This window comes from Streptococcus sp. Marseille-Q5112 (assembly GCF_916700555.1).
Taxonomy (GTDB): domain Bacteria; phylum Bacillota; class Bacilli; order Lactobacillales; family Streptococcaceae; genus Streptococcus; species Streptococcus symci.
In genome coordinates this window covers 1-18,068 of sequence record NZ_CAKAKP010000018.1, presented here as the reverse complement: position 1 = coordinate 18,068, position 18,068 = coordinate 1, and the positions used below count along the sequence as shown (strand labels likewise).

The window sequence follows — 18,068 nt, the reverse complement described above, 5'->3', positions numbered from 1 at the left end:
TATGATGGTATCGTTCGTGTAACATCAGACGATGCACTAGCACTCGGCCATGAAATTGGTGGAAAAGAAGGATTCCTTGTTGGTATTTCTTCAGCTGCAGCTATCTACGGAGCAATTGAAGTTGTCATAACTCAGTATCCTTTTCTTTTATTTTGACAACTTAGTTACCTTTAAAAGCATCCACCATTGTTTGAAATTCTTCATTGGAAAGAGTAATTCCCTTGCCCATTTTAGTGTGGTCTGGACTCCAAGCACGAATATCAAACTTTGCAGGGGCACCATTAAAGCTCACACGGTTGATTTCCTTGGTCCAACCTTTTTCGTTTTCAGAAAGAGTCAACAAGTGCTCTTCGATTTCAAATGTAAATTCTGCCATTTTCTTCTCCTTTTTTAGCTTTCATTAGTTTATTCGTAAAATCTTGTAGATTTAAGGAAAATTTTATATAATATTGATATAAAAGAAGGGAGGCCACTATGAGACATAAATTCCAGCAAGTTCTAGATAAAATACATGACTTTTTAAATGGACATGACCAACCAGACCAGACTGAAAGCAACTCCCTTACAGCCACTATTGAAGAGGCTATCCAGAAACAAACCGCTGTTCACCTTATCTTGTCTGAGACAAGTTTTACAGGTGACATCATCAAATACGATCAACAGCGCCAGCAAATTATCGTGAAAAATTTTGCCAAAAATGTGACCCGTATTATCCGTATAAGCGATATTCAACGCCTGCGATTTGTCCCTTCAACTGTCCAAACAGCCCAAAAAAATAGATTTAAGAAAGAGTGAGATGTAGTTACTTCATCCCACTCTTTTTTCTTAACGAACTTGTTCAAAATGTAAATGAACCGCGATATGATCTCCATAACCACTTCTTTCCAAGTCACGTTGTAGACGATAGGAAATGTAGTGTTCTGCGATGGTAATGTAACCTGCTCCCAGTAAACGATGTTCAACCATAGACTGAATCATGCTAATAGTGGCACGTTCTACCTTTGCATCTTCCAAGTCCAAAACCACTTTCTTAGTGACTTGTGCAAGGTTTTGACGCAAATCATCTGTCAATACATAGACAGTCTGGGCTGCCTTTAAGATAGCTTGGTAAATCTTATCTGGATTAAATTCAGCAATTTCTCCATCACGTTTGATTACTTGCATAGGTTTCTCCTTTATTCTATGTTTTCTTTGATTTCTGCCAGCATTTTTTCTTCTTCTGCTGTCAGTTGATAATGTTCAAGCAAATCTGGTCTGCGCTCGTAGGTTTTCTTTAAACTCTCATACAATCGCCACTGACGAATTTTTTCATGGTGCCCGCTCATCAGAACATCTGGCACGACCATACCTCGATAATCATAGGGACGTGTGTACTGAGGATATTCAAGAAGGCCTGAAGAAAAACTATCATCTTGGTGGCTAGACTCCTTGCCAATCACTTCTGGAATCAGGCGTACCGTAGCATCAATCATGGTCATAGCCGCCAACTCTCCACCAGTTAAGACATAGTCACCTAGGGAAATCTCATCTGTCACCAAAGCCTTAATACGCTCATCATAACCTTCGTAGTGCCCACAAATAAAGATTAGTTCATCTTCTTGAGCCAAATCCTCAGCGTAAGTCTGATCAAATTTCTTCCCTGCAGGATCAAGGAGAATCACGCGCGGATTTTTCTTTTCAATAGTGTCAAAGGCATCGAAAATAGGTTGCGCGCGGAGCAACATCCCCTGTCCGCCTCCGTATGGCTCGTCATCTACATGGCGAGCCTTTTCAGCATATTCTCGAAAATTATGATACTGGATATCCAAGAGCCCTTTTTCACGAGCCTTTCCAACGATTGAGTGCTGTAGCGGAGAAAACATCTCTGGAAAGAGGGTTAAAATATCAATCTTCATCGTCTAACCCTTCTAAGATTTCCACATCGACGCGATTATTCGGAATATCAACATTGAGAACCACTGGCGGGATATATGGTAAAAGCAAATCACGTTTGCCTTTTCGCTTGACCACCCAGACATCGTTGGCACCTGGTTGTAAGATTTCCTTGATGGTTCCAATCAAGTTATCACCCTCATAGACTTCCAAACCGATAATCTCGTGATAGTAGAATTCACCATCGTCTAGATCGTTCAAATCTTCCTCAGTGACCTTGAGACTGTATCCTTTGTACTTTTCGATAGCGTTGATATGGTACATATCTTTGAATTTAATGATGTCAAAGTTCTTCTGTTTACGGTGGCTAGCAATAGTTACTGTTTGAACAAACTGATCTTTTTCATCAAACAAGGCCAGCTCAGCACCTTTTTTAAACCGTTCTTCTGCAAAATCCGTCACAGACAAGACTCGCATCTCACCCTGCAAACCCTGCGTATTGACGATTTTCCCAACATTAAAGTAGTTCATCTTGTCTCCTGTACTCTATTTCTTTCCATCTTATTCGGACAATTCTCGAATAATAGTCACAATTTTTTCTGATTCGGACCATTGTAAATAATGGTGATTCCCTCCTAAAATGAGTTTAGTATTGGAAGTCCAATATTCTGATTCTCTGTACTCTTTTTCTCTATAAGCCTGACAAAAAATAAATACAGGGACATGAGATTGTATCGATACATTCTCAAAATCTTCCTCAGTAATCTCTCCAGATATCTGAAATCCTGTATCTTGATTTTCCAACTCTGACCCTTTTTCTTGCATTAATTCCCAGATTTCTTTATTAGTTTCAGGGCTAAATGTCTCTTGAGTTAAGTTCTTAAAATAAAGTTCAGGACCAAATTCTTCAATCAGTCTCATTTGCTCTTCCATTTCTGGATAGGGATCTTCTGAAAAATCAGCAAACATGACGTTTTTAGTTGTCGGTTCCATTGCTACTAAAGCCTGACACTTAATTGGTTTCTTGAGCAATTTACAAGCTAAAATTCCACTCAAACTATGTGCACAAAGTATGTATTCAGAAATCGCCAATTCTTCAAGTACTTTATAAACCGCATCTGCAAGATTATCTAGATTTTTTCCAGCTTGGTCATGAATCGGACTCCTACCTGTGTTCGGAAAATCAATTGTCAAATAACCAATTGTAGGAGGAAGTTTTTCAAGTATAAGTGAAAAATTTTCATAACTTGGTAGCAAACCTGCGCCACTTAAACAAACTAGCATTTTCTTTTGCTTTTGATAAGTAACAGAGAGACTACCAATTTCTGTAGATACTTCAATCCTCTTCATAAAGAAATCCACTCGTTCTATATAATGAATTATTAAAAACCCTTATCCTTTATTTTATCACGTTCCAAAGATTTTCTCAAGTTGGATAAATCTCATCTTACAAAGCTACTACTTCTTCAAAAAATTCACCAACTATCTGATTAAACTCTTTAGGATGGTCATTCATCGGTTGGTGTTTGCTATCTGAAATCGTTACTTGACGCGCATTGGGATTTAAGTCAATGATACTATCGTAGATCATTTTTAGGTGTTTGGGAAAATCGTGTTCGCCTCTTACTAATAGCATAGGAGGATTGCCATGATAACCTTCTATCTCATGGACAGCCATAAAACCTGTGATTCCAAGGTTCAAAAAAACATCTCGCCCAGTTTCTATAATGGCCGTCTTGACTAATTCTCTTGTGATAGGATTATCTGTACACATTTTTGAGTTCTTATCTGCAATCACCTTCCAAGGAATCGTTTTGTACATAAGGGAACTATATTTTATACGATTTCTCTCTTTATCTGATAGGTAACGATGCTGTCCCCAACTATCTACCATGACCAAGGCTAGAACTCTTTCTGGATGGCGATAGGTGTACTCTTGAAGTGGATTCCCTCCCCAAGAATGTCCGACCAATATCACCTTATCCAACTGGAAATAGGACAAAATAGCATCTACATCTTGAACAGCGCCTTCTAAGTCAGGTAGGCCAACTTTCATAGGTGATTCACCCTGTCCTCTAACATTGACAAAGTAGAGGTCAAATCCTTCAAAAGCATCATACTGGTGGGCCCACATCTGACTACGTCCACAAGCTCCATGATAAAAAATAATGTGGCCTTTATTTGTGTTTCCAGAACGATGATAAACAACCAAGTCACAATCTAATACTGGTATAGTGTGACGTATCAAAGTCTCGGGTTTTCTGTTATAAAAAGCAATAGCTTCAGCTATATCATTTTGCTTCATTTTTAAACTCTCTCTTCTTTATCCTAGTATTATTCTTTTTATCTATTTTATCATGCTATATTAAAATCATCATTTTCTAAACTTAAATCCATTAAAAATTTTGAATCTTCTGTATCATTTAGATAAAGAAAAAGACTGCTAAGCAATCTTTACTTTTTTCTCATCAGATTCATTCCTAAAATTCCAGTAATAATCATAGTGGCTCCTATCACATGGTAACTATAAATTGGTTCATGGAGGATAAGAGCTCCGGCTAGAATGGTCAAAACTGTTCCAAGATTTCCAAATACACTGACGGTTGATGCTCCAAGTCGAACAATAGCATAGATAGAGAGACTACCAGTAACGATAGAAGCTAGAATTCCCAAATAGAGAATTGAAAGCAGATAAGATACCTGTCCAAGTGGCGCAAAGTAAGCTAATATGTTCCCCTCTAGATAGTGCGAGGTCAGACTCAGCGTATTAAAGGTGACGAAGCCAACAAATATCACAACAGCTGTCATATCCATAGCCCGATAGCGTCCTCCTTTGAACTTGCTGAGGATATTGTTTATTGCATTGGCGAGAACCGATCCCAACATCAAGAAAAAGCCAAAGCTAGCAGTCTCAGTACCAAGGTTAGTTCCTTTACTAAGGAAGATGAAAACTACTCCTGCTACGGATAAAAATAAAAAGAACTTTTGAAGCAAGCTTGTCTTTTCCTTGAGAAAGGCTGATGCTAAAAGGAGCGTAAAAATCGGGACAAGAGCCTGTAGAATTCCCGCTTCAGAAGACGATATATACTGTAAAGCAAAGGATTGAAAAATAAAAAAGAAAAGCGGATAGAAAAGACTCATAGGAAGAATAGAAAGAATATCTTTTCTACTTAAACTCACTTTGATAAGTTTGGTTTGATGAAGAACGACCATTACTAAAGCTGCGATTGTATAGCGATGCGCTAAGTTTGTGAGAGGACTGGCATAGCCTAAAGCAATCTTAGTAAATAAAAAAGAAAATCCAATGATTGCTGAAAAGGATAAGGCTGCTAGGTAAGCTTTTGTTTTCTCGTTCATAGACTGTTACTCCTTTTAAAAATAGCTATTCTCAAGATTGATTGACTAGAATTCTTTGAGACTGTCTTTCCATTGTAGCATAGTAAAATGCTAGATGCATTTCTAGGATTGGTTTTTTATGCCTATTTTCACCGTTTATCTTTTTCATTGCCTAAAAAGGACTCTACTAGTCTAGTCTGCCTTTCTCGTTCTTGTCTCACAAGTTCCAACTTATCTGCCTCTTGGAGATTCCTTACTTTGATAATATAAACTGCCAATTTCATTGTTTTCTATGTTACTAGCTAGGCCAATATAGGTGAAATCTTCTTTATAAGAAAAAAATCATTTCTTATTCTCTTTGAAATTCTCTAAAAATCCTTCCAAATCTCGTTCATGCTGATATTTTATAGCCGCCTTTTTATCTTTTTCAAAAATGATCTTGGTTAGATCTATGTCGTTGATGGCCGCAATTGCGACAGTGTAGTGAATGATATCAGCCAGTTCTTTTGCTAGTTCCTCGTTAGAATCCTGAACGCCCTTTTTTCTACCAGAACGACCATTCAAAACCTCAGCTACTTCTCCGACTTCCTCCACTAGCATGATAAAAATACCTTACTCAGTCCGAGACTGCTGGTAATGTTCGAGTAAGTAGTCTTGTAATTGTCTAAACGTTCAATCTTTCATCTTCTATTCATCACAAAAAAGAAAAAAAGCGAGACATCCGTCCCGCCCTTCTTATTTTTCGTCAATAACGATTCTTACTTTTTTGTCTTCAGTTGGGACAGAGTAGACAATCGTTCTTATCGCAGAAATAGTGCGACCCTTACGACCGATTACACGACCCACATCACTTTGATCAAGATCCAAATGATATTCCAAAAACTCTGGTGTATCTTCAATCTTGATAGTTAAGGCATCTGGTTGTGAAATCAAGGGTTTCACAATCGCAATAATGAGATTTTCAATCGTATCCATCTGTCAACCTACTTTAAACTTATTTTGAGAATTTAGAATCGTGGAATTTTTTCAATACGCCTTCTTTTGAAAGGATGTTACGTACTGTATCTGAAGGTTGAGCTCCATCAGCCAACCATGCAAGAACGCGGTCTTCTTTCAAAGTTACTTGGTTTTCAGCAACAAGTGGGTTGTAAGTTCCAACTGTTTCGATGAAACGTCCGTCACGTGGTGAACGTGAATCTGCTACGTTGATACGGTAGAAAGGTTTTTTCTTAGAACCCATACGAGTCAAACGGATTTTAACTGCCATTTTTAAAGTCTCTTTTCTTATTTTTTATTTCGGTGAAATAGCTAAGCTATTTAGCACATGTTCTATTATAGCAGATTTCTGGCAGGTGTCAAGAAAAAAACTTGACAGACTATAAAATTTTTAAACCATTTAGAAATTTGTTATATTTTTAAAGAAAAATCAGAAAGAGAATGTCATGAATGCTATTCTAGAAACATTTTATAAAGACCATCAAGTCAAGCCATTCATCTCTCCTAAACGTGATTTGGATGCTTGGCTCCTAAATCCTAAGCCTGTTCCCAAGAGAAATATGGATTATTAGCAGATGATTTGCTGGTAAGTGATATCATTCTACTATGGAGAATCAACTTTGGCACTTTTACCACCGAAACCTGGTTCCCTAAATACTTTGAATACACTTATGGCATTGATGCACCTAAGCATCTAAAAACTCTGGTGGAAAAAGGTTATGCTGGCATTGAAACAGCTTTTGAGTCACTTGACCATCTGAATGCTACTATGAAAAAGAATATCCTTAAGAAGAATGGGGTTACTGGCCTTTCTAAAATGAAGATTGCAGATTTGGATCAAGCCCTTCATAACCATTTTTCAGAAGAGGAATTAGCTGGTCTCTTTTCGATTCGCGGTTATAAAATAACTCCAAAAGGAAAGCACATACTGGAACATACCAGGACATTGTTGACCGTCATCCAAAGAAAAATCTCTAAGCAAGCTACTTTCTGGTTGGCTCCTCTAAAACTACCTTGTCACTAACATTTGAAATCCACTTCCTTTTAGGGTACAATGGTAGAAATGAATTTTTGAGAGGAATAGAATGAAAAAACTAGCAACCCTTCTTTTACTGTCCACTGTAGCCCTAGCTGGATGCAGCAGCATCCAACGCAATCTGCGTGGTGATGATTATGTTGATTCCAGTCTTGCTGCTGAAGAAAGTTCCAAAGCAGCTGCCCAATCTGCCAAGGAGTTAAACGATGCTTTAACAAACGAAAACGCCAATTTCCCACAACTATCTAAAGAAGTTGCTGAAGACGAGGCTGAAGTGATTCTCCACACAAGTCAAGGAGATATCCGTATCAAACTCTTCCCTAAACTCGCTCCTTTAGCGGTTGAAAACTTCCTCACTCATGCCAAAGAAGGCTACTATAACGGCATTACCTTCCACCGTGTCATCGATGGCTTCATGGTTCAAACTGGAGATCCAAAAGGGGACGGTACAGGTGGTCAGTCCATCTGGCATGACAAGGATAAGACAAAAGACAAGGGAACTGGTTTCAAGAACGAGATTACTCCTTATCTCTATAACATCCGTGGTGCTCTTTCTATGGCTAATACTGGTCAACCAAACACCAATGGTAGCCAGTTCTTCATCAACCAAAACTCTACAGATACCTCTGCTAAACTCCCTACAAGCAAGTATCCAAAGAAAATCATCGAAGCCTACAAAGAAGGGGGAAATCCTAGTCTAGATGGTAAGCACCCAGTCTTTGGTCAAGTCATTGATGGTATGGATGTTGTAGATAAGATTGCTAAAGCCGAAAAAGATGAGAAAGACAAGCCAACTACTGCTATTACTATCGATAGCATCGAAGTGGTGAAAGACTACGATTTTAAATCTTAAAAACCAAAAAATACAGTATCCACATTCGATACTGTATTTCTTTTACTCTCATTCTTAAGTTAAATTATTAAAATCCCAGATTTGGTCCATCCAGCCTTCATAAAAGTCTGGTTCGTGGCAGACCATAAGGATAGATCCCTTGTATTCTTTGAGAGCACGTTTGAGTTCATCCTTGGCATCCACATCCAAATGGTTGGTCGGCTCGTCCAGCACTAAAACATTGTTTTCACGATTCATCAAGAGACAGAAACGAACCTTGGCTTGTTCCCCACCTGACAAGACCTGAATTTGGCTTTCAATATGCTTGGTTGTCAGACCACAACGGGCAAGGGCTGCACGGACTTCTGCTTGGTTAAGTGCAGGAAAGGCATTCCAGACAGCCTCTAGTGGTGTTTGACGATTGCCACCTTCTACTTCCTGCTCAAAATAACCAAGTTCTAGGTAGTCTCCACGTTCAACTTCCCCAGCGATTGGCGGGATAATTCCCAAAAGAGACTTCAAGAGAGTTGTTTTCCCGATACCATTTGCCCCGATAATAGCAACCTTTTGATTACGTTCAAAGGTAAGATTTAAAGGCTTGGTCAGAGGACGGTCATAACCAATCTGCAAATCCTTGGCTTGGAAGATAAAGCGCCCTGGCGTACGAGCTGGTTTGAAATCAAAGGATGGTTTTGGTTTCTCACTTTGCAGTTCGATAATATCCATCTTATCGAGTTTCTTTTGACGGGACATGGCCATGTTTCGTGTTGCAACACGCGCTTTGTTTCGAGCGACGAAGTCCTTGAGGTCGGCAATTTCTTTCTGCTGACGTTCGTAGGCTGCCTCTAGCTGAGATTTCTTCATAGCATAGACTTCTTGGAACTGGTAGTAGTCACCAGAGTAACGCGTCAGCTGTTGATTTTCCACATGATAGACAATATTAATAACATCATTGAGGAATGGAATATCGTGTGAAATAAGGACAAAGGCATTCTCATAGTTTTGGAGATAGCGCTTGAGCCAATCAATATGCTCAGCATCCAAATAGTTGGTCGGCTCGTCCAAAAGCAAGATATCGGGCTTTTCAAGGAGGAGTTTAGCCAAAAGTACCTTGGTTCTTTGCCCACCTGACAAAGAGGTTACATCCGTATCCATGCCAAAGTCCATGACACCAAGGGCACGCGCTACTTCATCAATCTTAGCATCCAAGGTATAGAAATCACGACTCTCCAAACGGTCTTGAAGTTCTCCCACTTCTTCCATGAGAGCATCAACATCTGATCCGTCTTCAGCCATTTCCATATAAAGGTCATTGATACGGGCTTCAGCTTTGAATAGCTCATCAAAGGCCGTACGGAGAACATCGCGTACCGACTGCCCTTCAGCAAGGACGGAGTGCTGATCCAAGTAACCAGCGGTCACATATTTGGACCACTCAACCTTCCCTTCATCTGGCAGCATTTTACCAGTCACAATACTCATAAAGGTTGATTTCCCTTCACCATTGGCACCAACCAGACCGATATGTTCCCCCTTGAGGAGACGGAAGGACACATCTTCAAAAATTGCACGGTCACCAAAACCGTGACTCAGATTTTTAACTTCTAAAATACTCATTTTAATTCCTTATCTTGTTTTTATGTAATTGTTTATAGAGAAGCCAAGCCAGATAGCCACCCAAGGTATTGGTCCACAAATCATCCATTTCAAAGACGCGATTAAAATCAAAGAAAAAGTCCAAGACTAACTGCGTACACTCGATTCCAAGACTCACTAGAAAACTAAAAAAGAGCACTTTTCTTGTTTTCCGCAAGTTTGGAAGGAGATAAAGGAGTTGGAACACCAAAGGAAAAAGCAAGAAGACATTAAGGATGTTTTGTAGAAAAATCCAATATAATTGTCCAATGTCACTCACTTGGCCCAGTTTCCAGAAAGAATTGAAAGGAGTCAAAAGAAAAACCAGGCGTCCAAGATGTTGAATACCTGGAGTTTCCACTCCCACAGGAGAATGTTCTTGAGGAGTAAAGCAAAAGTAGATGATACAAATACTATATAGAATAACTCCCCAGACCAAAACATGATTATAAGTTTTCTTCATCATTAAGGATTGACTGCTGCGACTGCTTTCTGGCGGTCACGTTTCATTGTATTAGAACGCAATTGTCCACAAGCTGCATCAATATCAGTACCATGCTCTTGACGAACAACACAGTTAACACCTTTTTTCTTAAGTGTATCATAGAAGGCCAGGACGCGCTCTTTAGGACTACGGCTATATTGGTCATGCTCACTAACTGGGTTATAAGGAATCAAGTTTACATAAGACAATTTCTTGATATTCTTGAGCAATTCAGCCAATTCCAAGGCTTGTTCTACACCATCATTAACTTCATTGAGCATGATATACTCAAAGGTCACACGGCGATTGGTTGTTTCGATATAGTACTCAATAGCCGCAAAGAGTTTTTCAATCGGAAAGGCACGGTTAATCTTCATGATGCTTGAGCGCAGTTCATTATTAGGTGCATGAAGGGAAACGGCAAGATTGACCTGAACTCCTTCATTAGCAAAATCACGAATTTTATGGGCCAAACCTGAGGTTGAAACCGTAATGTGACGAGCACCGATGGCCATTCCTTTGTCATCATTGATAGTACGAACGAAATTCAAGACATTGTTGTAATTATCAAATGGTTCACCGATACCCATGACAACAATATGGCTGACGCGTTCGTCCTGACCACGCTCATCAAAGTACTTCTGAACCAGCATGATTTGCGCTACGATTTCACCGTTATTGAGGTCACGTTGCTTCTTGATCAAGCCAGAGGCACAGAAGGTACAACCGATATTACAGCCGACCTGAGTGGTCACACAGACTGACAAACCATAGTGTTGACGCATGAGTACAGTCTCAATCAACATACCATCAGGCAATTCAAAGAGATATTTTACAGTACCATCAGCAGACTCTTGAACGATACGCTGTTTCAAGGGATTGACCACAAACTGGTCATTAAGCTTAGCAATCAAATCTTTTGACAGGTTGGTCATCTCTTCAAATGACTGGACACGTTTACGGTAGAGCCATTCCCAGATTTGATCTGCACGGAATTTCTTTTCTCCTTGCTCTAAAACCCATTCCTGCATGGTTTGACGTGTTAAACTATAAATTGACGGTTTCATTTCTTCTCCTTATTCTCTACTCACTTCTGACGAATGACAAAATGACGTTGCCCCTTGTCCTCTTTCTGAGAATGCTGGTCTTTCTGACGACGTCTATTTTTCTTATCTGCATTCGGTTTTCGTTTTGTTTGAGCCGGCTTCTTTCCTTTTCTAGAAGGTGTTTCTTCTTCCTTCTTACGCATTTTCTTGTCAAATGATGCTCGCTTAGGGGCTTCATTTTCTAAGACAAAATAGGCACAACCATAACTACAATACTCTAAAAGGTAGTCTTGTAAACGACTGATTTTTTCAAGTTTTTCTTCTGTTCGATCATCCTTGTAAAAACCTCGTAGGCGAAGCTGTTCGTTGCTCCAATCTCCCACGATATAATCAAACTTGGTTAAGACTTCTGAAAAACGCTGATTAAAAGTCGTCACATCAAAAGCTTCCTTGATATTTTCCACCAAGGAAAAAGCTATCCCTTCCGTTTCAACCTTGTCCCCATGTAAATGGAACTCAGGACCAGGAAACTTGTTATAGTTGTATAATTCAGGTGCAATTTCTTTTCGCATAGATATCCTTTTTCCACGATTACTTAATACTTTATTCTACCATAATTTCTAGCAGTTAGCACGTTTCTCATAAAAATGAAAAAAGTCTGACGATTTCGTCAGACCAGAATCATATAACCTAAAAAAGAGAAGAACAATTCTTCCCTCCATATACCATTATTTAGCAGCTGCGTACAATTCATCTACTTTGTTCCAGTTGATGACTGAGAAGAAAGCTTTGATGTAGTCAGGACGCACGTTGCGGTATTTCACGTAGTAAGCATGTTCCCAAACGTCCAAGCCCAAGATTGGTTTTTTACCTTCTGAAATTGGTGTATCTTGGTTTGCTGTTGAAGTCACTTCAAGTTTACCTTCTTTGTTAACAACCAACCATGCCCATCCAGAACCGAAGCGAGTTGTAGCTGCTGCTGTAAAGGCCGCTTGGAATTCTTCAAATGAACCAAATGTTGCATCTATTGCTGCTGCAAGTTCTGCTGATGGAGCTGTTTTTTCAGGAGTCATCAATTCCCAGAAAAGAGCGTGGTTCAAGTGTCCACCACCATTGTTGATAAGTGCTTGACGGATATCAGCTGGGATAGATTCTACATCAGCAAGCAAGGCTTCAAGGTCTTCACCGATTTCAGGGTGTTTTTCAAGAGCTGCATTAGCATTGTTGACATAAGTTTGATGGTGTTTGTCATGGTGCAAGTGCATTGTTTCCGCATCGATGTATGGTTCCAAAGCGTCGTATGCATATGGAAGATCTGGTAAGATAATAGCCATCTGTAATACCTCTTTTTCTTTCTATATGAAAATGATAACGCAAACATTCACTTTTTTCAAGTTTTTTGCTTATAGATGAAAAAATCACTGAAATACTTTTTAATAATACTCTTCGAAAATCTCTTCAAACCGCGTCAACGTCGCCTTGCCGTAGATATAGTTACTGACTTCGTCAGTTTCATCCGCAACCTCAAAAACATGTTTTGAGCTGACTTCGTCCGTCTTATTTACAACTTCAAAGCAGTGCTTTGAGCAACCTGCGGCTAGTTTCCTAGTTTGCTCTTTGATTTTCCTTGAGTATAAAATAAGTAAATCACTAAGAAACCCACGACAAAATAATATTGACGCGGGTTATAGTTTCAAAAAAATGTCAATTGACCTGACTAGCAATCTGTAGGAGTGCCTTTTCAAAAAGGAAACCTTTTTCATAGAGTCCTGTCTTAATCTGATAGTCTGTCTCAATCAAATAAGAAATAGCTTGCTTCAAAAAGTTCAAGGAAAGGCCTCGTGAATCCCTCAACGCAAACTTGATTTGATAGGGATTAGGATTTCGTCCCAGAAAACTGCCTAGACTACTTGCAATCTGAGATTCTGTTTGCCCAGACTCCGACAAAATTTTCACCTGAGTAAAAGTCCGAAATTGTCCTAGCATGACTGCAATCAACTTGATTTCATCTTCCCCTTGCAAGGTCAAATCTCTAACCAGATCTCGCGCCTGGTCCATCTTTTTAGTCAGAATAAACTGAGTTAAATCAAAAATATTGTCCTGCAAGGTCTTGGGAATAGCATTGACAATATCCTCTTCCTCGATAATGGAATCTGCCTTATAAGATTGTAAAAAGAGGAGATTTTTCTGGATTTCGCTAAATTGAAAACCCGACTTGATAAGGAGATTTTCAAAAGAATGATTAGTAAACTGCAGACCCTGTTTCTGACTCCACTTTTGAAAATACTGGCGCAGTTCTTGTTCTTTAGCTTCTACTGCATCAAAAACCTTGGCATCACGCTTCAGTAATTTAACCAACCGTCTTTTGCTATCCAGCTTTCCTTCTGCAAAGATTATCAACTTGGTTGTTGGGGAGGGATTGTCAAGGTATTCCTCAAACGACTTGAGCTCATCATCTGTCAAAAAGCGCTTTTTAGCAGTTGTGATATCGACAAAATGATCTAATATCACGATTTTCTCATCCGCAAAGAAAGGAAGGCTGACCAACTCCAGTTCCACATCCTTGTAAACTACTTCTTTCATATCAAAGTAGGCAAAGTTAAGGTCAGCAGAATCATAGCCAATCTGTTTCAATACTTGACTCTTCATAACTTCAAACTGACCCTGATCTGTCCCTGTAAATAGGCTCAGACTCGGTAAATTTGATAAAGTCAACTTCTGACTTTCTTCAATAGCTAGCATCCTCTCTCCTTTCTTCTGATTTTTCGATTTAATTTAGTCAATATAGCGCAATTTCCCACGGAAATCTTCTAGGTTCTCGTACCCTTTTTCCACCATGATAGCTTTTAGTTCATTGGTAATACGTTCGAAAGCAACGACGCCTTCTTTGTGAAGGGTGGTTCCCACCTGTACCATACTTGCTCCACAGAGGATGTGTTCAAAGGCATCACGACCAGTCAGAACTCCTCCTGTTCCGATGATTTGGATTTGAGAATTTAAACGTTGATAAAAGGCATGAACATTCGCTAGAGCAGTCGGTTTGATGTACTCCCCACCAATGCCACCGAAACCATTTTTAGGACGAATAACGACAGACTCATCTTCTATATAAAGGCCGTTTCCGATAGAGTTGACGCAGTTGACAAACTTGAGCGGGTACTTGTTGAAAATAGCTGCCGCTTGGTCAAAGTGAACAATATCAAAATATGGTGGCAATTTAATTCCAAGAGGTTTGGTGAAGTAGGCAAATACCTCTGCCAAAATCCGGTCTGTTGTCTCAAAATCATAGGCAATCTGAGGTTTACCTGGAACATTTGGACAGGAGAGGTTTAGCTCAGCCAGACCACGAAACTCACTCTCTTGGACTTTTTTCAAGATAGTATGGGTTTCCTCTGGAGACATGCCGACTAGAGATAGGAAGAAAGTTCGGTTTGGCTCTTTTTCCTGTAAATCCAAAAGATAGTCCAAATAATAGTCTAAGCCATTATTCGGTAATCCCATAGAGTTGATAGAACCAAGTGGAACATCTTGATAGCGTGGCTCAGGGTTTCCCTGACGAAAGTCCAAGGTCGCTGTCTTGGTCACAAAAGTTCCTGCCGCTGAGTTTTTAACCCCTTCCAGCTCCTCTATCGTCATACAAGCCACACCTGCTGCATTCATCAAACAATTGTCAAACTCAAAGCCAGCTATTTGTGTTTTCGTTGATACCATGATTCTAATCCTCCAGATTCCTTTTATTGCTAATATTATACCACATTTTCAGATTTTCTCTTTGAGAAAGTAATTTATAAGAAAATCGTTCGTTTTTTATCTATTTTCAAAAAGCCTCAAAACTAAATATCAAAACTAAATTGATAGAATTTTTAGAAAATTTCTGTTTTTTTCTTTACAGTAAAAAAAAATTCTGCTATAATGACACACATAATTAAATTAGAATTTAAGGAGAACGATATGACATCTGCTAAAGAATATATCCAAAGCGTGTTTGAAACTGTGAAAGCTCGTAACGGGCACGAGGCTGAATTCCTCCAAGCTGTCGAAGAATTTTTCAACACTTTAGAACCTGTATTTGAAAAACACCCTGAGTATATCGAAGAAAATATCTTGGCACGTATTACTGAGCCAGAGCGCGTGATTTCTTTCCGTGTTCCTTGGGTTGACCGTGATGGAAAAGTTCAAGTAAACCGTGGCTACCGTGTTCAATTCAACTCAGCTGTTGGACCATACAAAGGCGGACTTCGTTTCCACCCAACTGTAAACCAAGGGATTTTGAAATTCCTCGGATTTGAACAAATCTTTAAAAATGTCTTGACTGGACTTCCTATCGGTGGAGGTAAAGGTGGATCAGACTTCGATCCTAAAGGTAAAACAGATGCTGAAGTGATGCGCTTCTGCCAAAGCTTCATGACTGAATTGCAAAAACACATTGGCCCATCACTTGACGTACCTGCTGGTGATATCGGTGTTGGTGGACGTGAGATTGGTTACCTTTACGGTCAATACAAACGCCTTAACCAATTTGATGCTGGTGTCTTGACTGGTAAACCTCTTGGGTTTGGTGGTAGCTTGATTCGTCCAGAAGCAACTGGTTACGGTTTGGTTTACTATACTGAAGAAATGCTCAAAGCAAATGGCAACAGCTTTGCTGGTAAGAAAGTGGTCATTTCAGGTTCTGGTAACGTTGCTCAATATGCTCTTCAAAAAGCAACTGAACTTGGTGCAACTGTTATCTCTGTATCTGACTCAAATGGGTATGTCATCGATGAAAATGGTATCGACTTCGATCTTTTGGTTGATGTTAAAGAAAAACGTCGCGCTCGTTTGACTGAGTATGCAGCTGAGAAGGCAACTGCTACTTATCATGAAGGTTCTGTATGGACTTACGCTGGAAACTATGACATTGCGCTTCCATGTGCTACTCAAAACGAAATCAACGGTGAAGCAGCTAAACGTTTGGTTGCTCAAGGAGTTATCTGTGTATCTGAAGGTGCCAACATGCCAAGCGACCTTGATGCCATCAAAGTTTACAAAGAAAATGGTATCTTTTACGGACCTGCCAAAGCTGCCAACGCTGGTGGTGTAGCCGTTTCAGCCCTTGAAATGAGCCAAAACAGTCTTCGTCTCTCATGGACTCGTGAAGAAGTTGATGGACGTCTCAAAGACATCATGACAAACATCTTCAACACAGCTAAAACAACTTCAGAAACATACGGTCTTGATAAAGACTACCTTGCAGGAGCTAACATTGCTGCCTTTGAAAATGTAGCAAACGCTATGATTGCACAGGGTATTGTTTAAGATTCATTTGCTTAATCCTCAATCGCTACGATTGGGGATTTTTATGTTGAATCCAAAAAACTCACCATTAACAGTGAGTTTTAACTTCAGAATTTATTTTACTTTCATTAGGGCAGATGACAAACATTCAACAATTTCATCAACTACTTCATCTATGTTTATAGTTCCTTCATCATTCAACATCATGGGAATAAGATAAGAAAAACTCAATGCTAAGATGTAACGAACAATTCTTTCATTTGACCAATTTAGAATAAGTCCTTTTTCTTTAAATTGATTCAAAACCGGGCTAATTGGTTCTATTATAGATTGAACAATAATATTTCCTAACTGGATAGAAAGATTTTTATTGATAAAAGAACGCCCCAAGAGAATTTTAACATGCATTTGATTCTCCTGAATCAAAAAGAGCCTATCTCTGACAATATTTTTTAAAAAGAAGGGAAAAGTTTCTTGATCTACTGTGAATTTTTTTTCTGAGAAATCTTCAATCACTTCTGGAATAACCTGTTCTAGAAAAGTAGATAAAATGGCTTCTAAAATACCTTCCTTTGTTTTAAAGTAACTAAAAACAGTTCCTTCTGACACTCCAGCGTGTTCGGCAATAAGGCTGGACGTTGTATTTTCGAATCCAATTTCTGAGAATAATTTTAAGCTTGATAATAATACTCGACGTTGTTTCAAGCTCAAGTTGCTAGCTTCTAACGTCTGAGCATACTTTTGTTCTAAACTTTCCATCGCTAGCACCTCTCTTCTACTCTCTTACTTTTACGACTTTTTTGCCTCGACTGTGTCCCATTTTCAGACTACGATAGGCTTCTCTAACTGACTTTAGAGAAAAGTCATACACTTGATCAATTTTCAGCTGAACCTTCCCTTCTGAGACCATTTCAGATAAAGTGCTAAAATCATCGTATGTAGAATGTCTTGGGCCAGTAAACTGAGCACCTTTTATCATAACATAGGGTGAAGGTACTAATGTCCCAATAGCTGTTCCCTTCAAACCTAAACTAAAAGCCAATCTAACATAATCAGATCCATAACAATCCAAAAACTTTGTAATAGGCGTTGGACTAGCTGATAGAAGAGCCTTCTTGATATTCTCTTCGTAACTTACTGGTATGGCACCTAAAGACTTCAGATACTCTGCATTTTTCTTACTTGCGATTCCGATCACTGTTGCCCCCTTAGCAACTGCATACTGTACTGCAATACTTCCAATACCTCCTGCTGCAGCTGAAATAACAACAGTATCTCTTGAATTTAAACCGATTCTTCTAAAAGCCCCACCCACAGTTAGAGAAGCTACTCCCATAGTAGCTGCGTGAGTCATGTCGATCATCTCTGGTTTCAATACAATTTCCGATTCATTGACACAAATTTCTGTTGCTAAAGCTCCCCTCTTAGTTCCCAAACCTTCCAATTCCATTGCTCCCCACTTGCGGTCGCTTGAGAAGGGAAGATTAGAGAGCATAGGATAGGCTACTTGGCCTTGGAAACGCTGGCGAATGGCTTGGGCAGTTGGATTTTTAT

General features: G+C 39.3%; 21 protein-coding genes and 2 pseudogenes. 4 read left to right on the top strand and 19 right to left on the bottom strand.

Translation table 11 applies throughout. The features are described from left to right. Positions 1-160: 160 nt before the first annotated feature. Positions 161-376, bottom strand: a complete 216-nt coding sequence (locus LG372_RS09280; protein ID WP_000807422.1) for a YdbC family protein — start codon at positions 374-376, stop codon at positions 161-163. Between the two features lie 98 nt (positions 377-474). Here LG372_RS09280 and LG372_RS09275 point away from each other — a divergent pair, with 98 nt between their 5' ends. Continuing rightward, positions 475-795 (top strand): hypothetical protein, encoded by a 321-nt coding sequence (locus tag LG372_RS09275; protein WP_001216096.1) that lies wholly within the window; start codon positions 475-477, stop codon positions 793-795. 30 nt (positions 796-825) lie between these two features. On the opposite strand, the gene LG372_RS09270 is transcribed toward LG372_RS09275, so the two are convergent. The 9 genes and pseudogenes from LG372_RS09270 to rpsP form a co-directional block, all read right to left on the bottom strand. Further along, positions 826-1,164, bottom strand: coding sequence for an ATP cone domain-containing protein (locus LG372_RS09270; protein WP_225742667.1), 339 nt, complete (start codon positions 1,162-1,164; stop codon positions 826-828). Between the two features lie 11 nt (positions 1,165-1,175). Continuing rightward, positions 1,176-1,895: a tRNA (guanosine(37)-N1)-methyltransferase TrmD gene (trmD, locus tag LG372_RS09265; protein ID WP_225742666.1), complete on the bottom strand. Its 720-nt coding sequence runs from the start codon at positions 1,893-1,895 to the stop codon at positions 1,176-1,178. After that, a complete protein-coding gene (gene rimM / locus LG372_RS09260; RefSeq protein ID WP_225742665.1) occupies positions 1,885-2,403 on the bottom strand; it encodes a ribosome maturation factor RimM in 519 nt (172 codons plus the stop codon). Before rimM ends, trmD begins: the two co-directional genes overlap by 11 nt. A 30-nt stretch (positions 2,404-2,433) precedes the next feature. After that, positions 2,434-3,222: an alpha/beta fold hydrolase gene (locus tag LG372_RS09255; RefSeq protein ID WP_225742664.1), complete on the bottom strand. Its 789-nt coding sequence runs from the start codon at positions 3,220-3,222 to the stop codon at positions 2,434-2,436. Between the two features lie 97 nt (positions 3,223-3,319). Continuing rightward, positions 3,320-4,177 (bottom strand): alpha/beta fold hydrolase, encoded by an 858-nt coding sequence (locus tag LG372_RS09250; RefSeq protein WP_225742663.1) that lies wholly within the window; start codon positions 4,175-4,177, stop codon positions 3,320-3,322. 149 nt (positions 4,178-4,326) lie between these two features. Further along, complete coding sequence (locus LG372_RS09245) at positions 4,327-5,229, bottom strand: DMT family transporter (protein WP_225742662.1); 903 nt, start codon at positions 5,227-5,229, stop codon at positions 4,327-4,329. Between the two features lie 321 nt (positions 5,230-5,550). Continuing rightward, positions 5,551-5,880: pseudogene (locus LG372_RS09240) on the bottom strand (MazG nucleotide pyrophosphohydrolase domain-containing protein); the annotation flags it as partial. Positions 5,881-5,943: 63 nt separating this feature from the next. Next, positions 5,944-6,183 carry an RNA-binding protein KphA gene (gene kphA, locus LG372_RS09235; RefSeq protein WP_000379617.1) on the bottom strand — a complete coding sequence of 80 codons (240 nt, stop codon included), beginning with the start codon at positions 6,181-6,183 and terminating at the stop codon, positions 5,944-5,946. Between the two features lie 19 nt (positions 6,184-6,202). After that, entirely contained in the window at positions 6,203-6,475 is a 273-nt protein-coding gene (rpsP, locus tag LG372_RS09230) for a 30S ribosomal protein S16 (protein WP_000268760.1), read from the bottom strand. Positions 6,476-6,650: 175 nt separating this feature from the next. Between rpsP and LG372_RS09225 the strand changes: the two are divergent. Both LG372_RS09225 and LG372_RS09220 read left to right on the top strand, forming a co-directional pair. After that, positions 6,651-6,847: pseudogene (locus LG372_RS09225) on the top strand (hypothetical protein); the annotation flags it as partial. A 442-nt stretch (positions 6,848-7,289) separates the two neighbouring features. Continuing rightward, positions 7,290-8,093 (top strand): peptidylprolyl isomerase, encoded by an 804-nt coding sequence (locus LG372_RS09220; RefSeq protein ID WP_225742661.1) that lies wholly within the window; start codon positions 7,290-7,292, stop codon positions 8,091-8,093. A gap of 54 nt (positions 8,094-8,147) precedes the next feature. On the opposite strand, the gene LG372_RS09215 is transcribed toward LG372_RS09220, so the two are convergent. The 7 genes from LG372_RS09215 to LG372_RS09185 form a co-directional block, all read right to left on the bottom strand. Continuing rightward, on the bottom strand, positions 8,148-9,689 hold the full coding sequence (locus LG372_RS09215; RefSeq protein ID WP_049511069.1) for an ABC-F family ATP-binding cassette domain-containing protein: 1,542 nt from the start codon (positions 9,687-9,689) through the stop codon (positions 8,148-8,150). Between the two features lies 1 nt (position 9,690). Continuing rightward, positions 9,691-10,173, bottom strand: a complete 483-nt coding sequence (locus LG372_RS09210; RefSeq protein WP_049511068.1) for a VanZ family protein — start codon at positions 10,171-10,173, stop codon at positions 9,691-9,693. After that, a complete protein-coding gene (gene rlmN, locus LG372_RS09205) occupies positions 10,173-11,258 on the bottom strand; it encodes a 23S rRNA (adenine(2503)-C(2))-methyltransferase RlmN (RefSeq protein WP_000804760.1) in 1,086 nt (361 codons plus the stop codon). The genes LG372_RS09210 and rlmN overlap by 1 nt, the downstream gene beginning before the upstream one ends. A gap of 20 nt (positions 11,259-11,278) precedes the next feature. Then, positions 11,279-11,809 carry a YutD family protein gene (locus LG372_RS09200; RefSeq protein ID WP_049486860.1) on the bottom strand — a complete coding sequence of 177 codons (531 nt, stop codon included), beginning with the start codon at positions 11,807-11,809 and terminating at the stop codon, positions 11,279-11,281. A gap of 156 nt (positions 11,810-11,965) precedes the next feature. Then, entirely contained in the window at positions 11,966-12,571 is a 606-nt protein-coding gene (gene sodA / locus LG372_RS09195; protein ID WP_000974733.1) for a superoxide dismutase SodA, read from the bottom strand. A gap of 370 nt (positions 12,572-12,941) precedes the next feature. After that, positions 12,942-13,979 carry a DNA polymerase III subunit delta gene (gene holA / locus LG372_RS09190; protein ID WP_042751000.1) on the bottom strand — a complete coding sequence of 346 codons (1,038 nt, stop codon included), beginning with the start codon at positions 13,977-13,979 and terminating at the stop codon, positions 12,942-12,944. A 33-nt stretch (positions 13,980-14,012) separates the two neighbouring features. Beyond that, the gene (locus LG372_RS09185) at positions 14,013-14,948 is read right to left on the bottom strand and encodes a dihydroorotate oxidase (protein ID WP_225742660.1); all 936 of its coding nucleotides are present in this window, start codon (positions 14,946-14,948) and stop codon (positions 14,013-14,015) included. A gap of 240 nt (positions 14,949-15,188) precedes the next feature. Between LG372_RS09185 and gdhA the strand changes: the two genes are divergently transcribed. Further along, entirely contained in the window at positions 15,189-16,535 is a 1,347-nt protein-coding gene (gdhA, locus tag LG372_RS09180; protein ID WP_000199532.1) for an NADP-specific glutamate dehydrogenase, read from the top strand. A 93-nt stretch (positions 16,536-16,628) separates the two neighbouring features. Here gdhA and LG372_RS09175 read toward each other — a convergent pair whose 3' ends face one another. Together LG372_RS09175 and LG372_RS09170 are read right to left on the bottom strand one after the other, a co-directional pair. Continuing rightward, entirely contained in the window at positions 16,629-17,273 is a 645-nt protein-coding gene (locus LG372_RS09175) for a TetR/AcrR family transcriptional regulator (RefSeq protein ID WP_225742659.1), read from the bottom strand. A gap of 16 nt (positions 17,274-17,289) precedes the next feature. Further along, the coding region (locus LG372_RS09170; protein ID WP_225742658.1) for a zinc-binding dehydrogenase at positions 17,290-18,068 on the bottom strand (779 nt) is incomplete at its 5' end.

Bases quoted from the DNA above. Each gene is read 5' to 3' on its own strand.
- LG372_RS09220 (WP_225742661.1), top strand. From the start codon at position 7,290: ATGAAAAAACTAGCAACCCTTCTTTTACTGTCCACTGTAGCCCTAGCT.
- gdhA (WP_000199532.1), top strand. From the start codon at position 15,189: ATGACATCTGCTAAAGAATATATCCAAAGCGTGTTTGAAACTGTGAAA.
- LG372_RS09250 (WP_225742663.1), bottom strand. From the start codon at position 4,177: ATGAAGCAAAATGATATAGCTGAAGCTATTGCTTTTTATAACAGAAAA.
- LG372_RS09215 (WP_049511069.1), bottom strand. From the start codon at position 9,689: ATGAGTATTTTAGAAGTTAAAAATCTGAGTCACGGTTTTGGTGACCGT.
- LG372_RS09270 (WP_225742667.1), bottom strand. From the start codon at position 1,164: ATGCAAGTAATCAAACGTGATGGAGAAATTGCTGAATTTAATCCAGAT.
- trmD (WP_225742666.1), bottom strand. From the start codon at position 1,895: ATGAAGATTGATATTTTAACCCTCTTTCCAGAGATGTTTTCTCCGCTA.
- LG372_RS09185 (WP_225742660.1), bottom strand. From the start codon at position 14,948: ATGGTATCAACGAAAACACAAATAGCTGGCTTTGAGTTTGACAATTGT.
- LG372_RS09275 (WP_001216096.1), top strand. From the start codon at position 475: ATGAGACATAAATTCCAGCAAGTTCTAGATAAAATACATGACTTTTTA.
- LG372_RS09200 (WP_049486860.1), bottom strand. From the start codon at position 11,809: ATGCGAAAAGAAATTGCACCTGAATTATACAACTATAACAAGTTTCCT.
- LG372_RS09255 (WP_225742664.1), bottom strand. From the start codon at position 3,222: ATGAAGAGGATTGAAGTATCTACAGAAATTGGTAGTCTCTCTGTTACT.
- rlmN (WP_000804760.1), bottom strand. From the start codon at position 11,258: ATGAAACCGTCAATTTATAGTTTAACACGTCAAACCATGCAGGAATGG.
- LG372_RS09175 (WP_225742659.1), bottom strand. From the start codon at position 17,273: ATGGAAAGTTTAGAACAAAAGTATGCTCAGACGTTAGAAGCTAGCAAC.
- kphA (WP_000379617.1), bottom strand. From the start codon at position 6,183: ATGGATACGATTGAAAATCTCATTATTGCGATTGTGAAACCCTTGATT.
- LG372_RS09210 (WP_049511068.1), bottom strand. From the start codon at position 10,173: ATGATGAAGAAAACTTATAATCATGTTTTGGTCTGGGGAGTTATTCTA.
- holA (WP_042751000.1), bottom strand. From the start codon at position 13,979: ATGCTAGCTATTGAAGAAAGTCAGAAGTTGACTTTATCAAATTTACCG.
- sodA (WP_000974733.1), bottom strand. From the start codon at position 12,571: ATGGCTATTATCTTACCAGATCTTCCATATGCATACGACGCTTTGGAA.
- rimM (WP_225742665.1), bottom strand. From the start codon at position 2,403: ATGAACTACTTTAATGTTGGGAAAATCGTCAATACGCAGGGTTTGCAG.
- LG372_RS09280 (WP_000807422.1), bottom strand. From the start codon at position 376: ATGGCAGAATTTACATTTGAAATCGAAGAGCACTTGTTGACTCTTTCT.
- LG372_RS09245 (WP_225742662.1), bottom strand. From the start codon at position 5,229: ATGAACGAGAAAACAAAAGCTTACCTAGCAGCCTTATCCTTTTCAGCA.
- rpsP (WP_000268760.1), bottom strand. From the start codon at position 6,475: ATGGCAGTTAAAATCCGTTTGACTCGTATGGGTTCTAAGAAAAAACCT.